The organism is Xylophilus sp. ASV27 (assembly GCF_016428875.1).
In the GTDB taxonomy this organism is placed as follows: Bacteria; Pseudomonadota; Gammaproteobacteria; order Burkholderiales; family Burkholderiaceae_C; genus Xylophilus.
Window position 1 is genome coordinate 1 of record NZ_JAELTO010000182.1, and the last position, 4743, is coordinate 4743.

The following is a 4743-nucleotide window of genomic DNA, read 5'->3' on the forward strand; positions in this document are numbered from 1 at the left end:
GGTGCTGCATGCCGCTCTCGTTGAGCAGCACGTCGCCGGCGAACAGGTAGCCCTTGAACACGGTGCGCCCGTTGTCGGGAAAGGCCGGCGTGGCGATGGTGAAGCCGCAGCGCAGCGCGTCCATCAGCGCCTCCGTCACCGGGCCGATGTTGCCCTCCGGCGTGCTGTCGAAGGTGGAGCAGTACTTGAAGTAGATCTGCGCTGCGCCTTGCGCCTGCAGCCAGCGCAGGGCGGCCAGCGATTGCGCAACGGCGTCGGCCGGCGCGATGGTGCGCGACTTGAGCGCGACCACCACCGCGTCCGCCTCCGCCTCCGCGCGCAGCGGCTGGGCCGGCACGCCGATGGTCTGCACCACGCGCATGCCGGCGCGCACCAGGTTGTTGGCCAGGTCGGTGGCGCCGGTGAAGTCGTCGGCAATGCAGCCGAGCAGGATTTTCGTCATGAACGTCTCAGTTTTCCAGAGTGCTTGCTACGCCCGCAGCACATGAAACCCAAAAGCACAATCCGCGCAACCGGCTCCGCCGGTCCGCAGGATGCGACCCCTTGAAGGGGGCGGGCGAAGACGCGAAGCGCGTAGCCTGGGGGTGTCTCACTTCGGCAGCTCGATGCCCGGGAATATCTTGATCACCGCGCTGTCGTCCTCGCGCGCAAAGCCGGCGCTCGAGGCCTGCATGAACATCTGGTGCGCGGTGGAGGATAGCGGCAGCGGGAACTTGCTGGAGCGTGCCATGTCCAGTACCAGGCCCAGGTCCTTCACGAAGATGTCCACCGCCGACAGCGGCGTGTAGTCGCCCGCCAGCACGTGGGCCATGCGGTTCTCGAACATCCAGCTGTTGCCGGCGCTGTGGGTGATGACTTCGTACAGCGCGGCCGGGTCCACGCCCTCGCGCAGGCCCAGCGCCATGGCTTCGGCGGCGGCGGCGATGTGCACGCCGGCCAGCAGCTGGTTGATGATCTTGACCTTGCTGCCCGCGCCAGCGCGCTCGCCGAGGCGGTAGACCTTGGCGGCCATGGCATCGAGTGCCGCGCCGGCCTTCTCGTAGGCCGCGGGCGAGCCCGAGGTCATCATCGTCATCTCGCCGCTGGCCGCCTTGGCCGCGCCGCCGGAGATCGGCGCATCGAGGTAGAGCAGACCGCGTTCTGCCAGCCGCGCCTCCAGCGCCGCCGACCAGGCTGGGTCGACCGTGGAGCACATGACGAACAGGCTGCCGGGGCGCATGGCCGCGGCGCAGCCCTGCTCGCCGAACAGCACGGCTTCGGTCTGGGCGGCGTTGACCACCACCGACACCACGATGTCGCAGTGCGTGGCCAGTTCCGCCGGCGAGGCGCAGGCGCGGCCGCCGTCGCGGGCGAAGGCTTGCGCCGCTTCGGCGCGCAGGTCGTGGACGCTTACATGGTGGCCGGCGCGCCGCAGCGAGCGCGCCATGCCGGCGCCCATGGCGCCGAGGCCGATCAGGCCGATGTCGAGTGAGGGCATGGTGTCAGTCGAGTTGGATCTTGGCAAAGGCGGCCACCTGTTTCCACTGGGCCGCGTCCGCCGCCATGGCCTGGGCGGCGGCACGCCCGTCCATGAAAGAGGGTTGCGCGCCCTGGCGCTGCATGGAGGCCGCCACTTCGGGCAGCCGCGCCACCTTCTCCAGCGCCTCCGACAGCCTTGCCGCCACCGCAGGCGGCAGGCCGGACGGCGCGGCCACGCCGAACCAGGCGCTGACATCGAAGCCCGCCAGGCCCGCTTCGGCCATGGTGGGGACATCCGGCAGGGCCGCGCTGCGCTGCGGTGTGGTCACGGCCAGTGCGCGCAGCTTGCCTGCCTGGATCTGGCCGATGGCCGAGGGCAGGTTGTCGAACATCAGGTCGACTTCGCCGGAGAGCAGGGCCGTGATGGCCGCGGCCGCGCCGCGGTAGGGGACGTGCGTGATGAAGATGTCGCCGCGGCGCTTGAACAGCTCCGCGCTCAGGTGCAGCGAAGTCCCGTTGCCGTTGGAGGCGTAGTTCATCCTGCCGGGCTGCGCCCTGGCGCGTGCCACTATGTCCTGCACCGTCTGCAGGCCGCTGGCCGGGTTGACGAGCAGCACGTTGGGGACCCGGCCCAGCAGCGCCACGGGCGCGAGTTGCTCGGGCTGATAGGGCAGGTTCTTGTAGACGGCGGGGCCGATCGTCAGCGCGGGAGAGGCCATCAGCAGCGTGTAGCCGTCCGGCGTGGAACGCGCGACTTCGGCCGCCCCCAGGTTGCCGCCGGCACCCGGTTTGTTGTCCACCACCACGGGCTGGCCCAGTTCCTGCGCCAGGCGCGTGCCGACCAGCCGCGCCATGTTGTCGATCAGCCCGCCCGGCGGGAACGGGACCACCAGCCGCACCGGCCGCGCCGGCCAGGCCTGGGCCAGGCACAAGGGCGCGGCAAGCGCCAGACAGGCACAGCCCGCTGAGCGAAGAAAAAGGCGTCTGGATGGCAGTCGGGCCATGGATGTCTCCTGCAGTGGTTGCGGTGCGGTGCGAGCCTGTTATTTATATGGTCATCATACAAATTTAGGTACGGGCACCTGGCCGGGTTTACCCGTAACACGATGGGTGCAGCCGCTTCAGCCGCCCGGCCTGCGCGTGGTCAGCGAGCGGGCCAGGGCCTCGCCCTCTTGCGACCAGAAGGCGGGATCGGCCTGTTCTATCCGCCGTATGGCATTGCACATGTGCCGGGCGGCGGCTTCGCGGGCCTGGGCGGGCGCCCGGTCGGCAATGGCCTGCACGATGTGCGCATGCTCTTCGCTCACCGCCCGGGCAAAGTCGACGCGGCGTGCCTCGTTCGCGCGGGTGACCTGAGTGGCGCCGTGCAGGAACTGGCCCAGGTAGTCGAGCGTGTCCATGAGGAAAGGATTGACGGCGGCCTCGGCGATGGCGCGGTGGAAGCGCACGTCCTCCGCCACGCCGTCCCGCCCGGCAGCCACCGCCTCATCCAGCGCTGCGATGCTGCGCCGGATCTCCTGCAGTTGCACGGCGGTCCGCCTTTCGGCCGCCAGGGCCGCCACTTCCGACTCCAGCGCGCGGCGCACCTCCACCATCTGGACCACGGCCTGGCGCGAGCTGGCGTGGCGCGCGTCGAAGTTCAGCGGAGAAAAACCCGCCGCCTGCACATACACACCGCTTCCCTGGCGCGACTCGACCAGGCCCAGCGACTTGAGCCGCGAGACCGCCTCCCGCACCACCGTGCGGCTCACGCCGAACTGCTCGGCCAGCGCCACCTCCGTGGGCAGGCGGTCTCCGGCCGCGATGCGTCCGGCCCGCACTTCCGCTGCCAGCGCGTCGGCGACCCGGTCGGACAGGCGTGCGCCGGGCACCAGGGACTGGAAGCGGGAAACCGTCATACGGCACGAATTTCAGAATTCATCGTTTGACTCTACCCGCACAGCCTTCTAAAACGTCGCCTGCGGCAGGTCTTTGGTGGTGAAGACCAGCGAAACCTTCGAGTCTTGCGGAATGGCTGGCAGGGTGGCGTCCCAGGCGTCCCAGGCCGCGCGCAGCTCGGCCAGGCGCTCGGGTTCGCGCTCACGAAGGTTGGCGCGCTCGCGCGGGTCCTGCGTCACGTTGAACAGATACTCCACGCCTTCGACCTGCAGGTACTTCCAGTCGCCGCGCACCAGGGCGCGCTGGGCGCGGTGCTTCATGCGCCAGCACAGATCGCGTTCGGGCTTCCATCCCGGCTGGGAGAAGAGCGGCAGCAGGCTGCGGCCGTCCAGGGGATAGTCCGGATGGGGCGGCACTCCGGCGGCGTCCAGGAATGTGGCGGTCCAGTCCATGCTCAGGTTGGGCGTGTCGCTGACGCCGCCTGCGGCGATGCGCGCCGGCCAGCGTGCCAGCAGCGGCACGCGGATGCCGCCTTCGAGCAGATCCATCTTCTGGCCGACGAAGGGCCAGTTGTTGGAAAAGCGCTCGCCGCCGTTGTCGCTGGTGAAGACCACCAGCGTGTTGTCGGCCAGGCCCTTCTTCTCCAGCGCATCGAGCACCCAGCCGATGCCCTCGTCCATGTGGTGGATCATGCGCTGGTAGGTCGCCAGCGAGCCGCCGTCGGTGTGCTTGCCAAAGCCGCCGATGCGCCCGGACTCTTCGCGGTCGTCGCGCGTCAGCCAGGGCCAGTGCGGCGCGCTGTAGTGCAGGCTGAGCAGGAACGGCTGCTCGGCGGACTGGCGCTCCACGAAGCCGGCCGCACGGCGGCTCAGCAGGTCGGTGAGGTAGCCGTCCTGCTCGATCGCGGTCTCGTTTTCCCAGAAGTCGGGCCGGCCGCGTGGGTCGCAGTGGGCGAAGTAGTCGGCACCGCCAGCGTGGAAGCCGTAGAACTCCCCATAGCCCGATTTGCGCGGGCCGAAATGCGGCGGGTAGCCCAGGTGCCATTTGCCCACCAGCGCGGTGGCGTAGCCCGCGTCGCGCAGCAAAGAAGGCAGGGTGGGGTGTTCTGGCGGCAGGCCCAGGATCTTGTCGCCATGGGCGCTGGCCAACGGCTCTTCTGCCGCACCGCGCAGCCGGTACTGCCAGCGGCCGGTGATCAGCGCGAATCGCGTGGGCGAGCACACCGCCGAATTGGAATAGCCGCGCGTGAAGCGCAGGCCTGCCGCCGCCAGCAGGTCGAGCTGGGGCGACGGGTCGGCCGGCCGGTTGTCCGCGTCGCGCGCGCCGGTGCAGCCCAGGTCGGCGTAGCCGATGTCGTCGGCCAGGATGAAGATCAGGTTGGGTCGTTGCATGGCGGCAGGATAAATG

At 69.6% G+C, this 4743-nt stretch carries 5 protein-coding genes; all 5 read right to left on the reverse strand.

What is annotated here, in order from left to right; translation table 11 throughout:
* Positions 1 to 442: four-carbon acid sugar kinase family protein (locus tag JHD63_RS21790; protein WP_198972885.1), on the reverse strand; the 442-nt coding region annotated here is incomplete at its 3' end.
* A 147-nt stretch (positions 443 to 589) separates the two neighbouring features.
* A complete protein-coding gene (gene ltnD / locus JHD63_RS21795; protein WP_198972886.1) occupies positions 590 to 1477 on the reverse strand; it encodes an L-threonate dehydrogenase in 888 nt (295 codons plus the stop codon).
* A gap of 4 nt (positions 1478 to 1481) precedes the next feature.
* Positions 1482 to 2462: a tripartite tricarboxylate transporter substrate binding protein gene (locus JHD63_RS21800; protein ID WP_198972887.1), complete on the reverse strand. Its 981-nt coding sequence runs from the start codon at positions 2460 to 2462 to the stop codon at positions 1482 to 1484.
* Between the two features lie 117 nt (positions 2463 to 2579).
* Positions 2580 to 3356, reverse strand: coding sequence for a FadR/GntR family transcriptional regulator (locus JHD63_RS21805; protein WP_198972888.1), 777 nt, complete (start codon positions 3354 to 3356; stop codon positions 2580 to 2582).
* 48 nt (positions 3357 to 3404) lie between these two features.
* Positions 3405 to 4727: a sulfatase family protein gene (locus JHD63_RS21810; protein ID WP_198972889.1), complete on the reverse strand. Its 1323-nt coding sequence runs from the start codon at positions 4725 to 4727 to the stop codon at positions 3405 to 3407.
* Between the last annotated feature and the right edge of the window lie 16 nt (positions 4728 to 4743).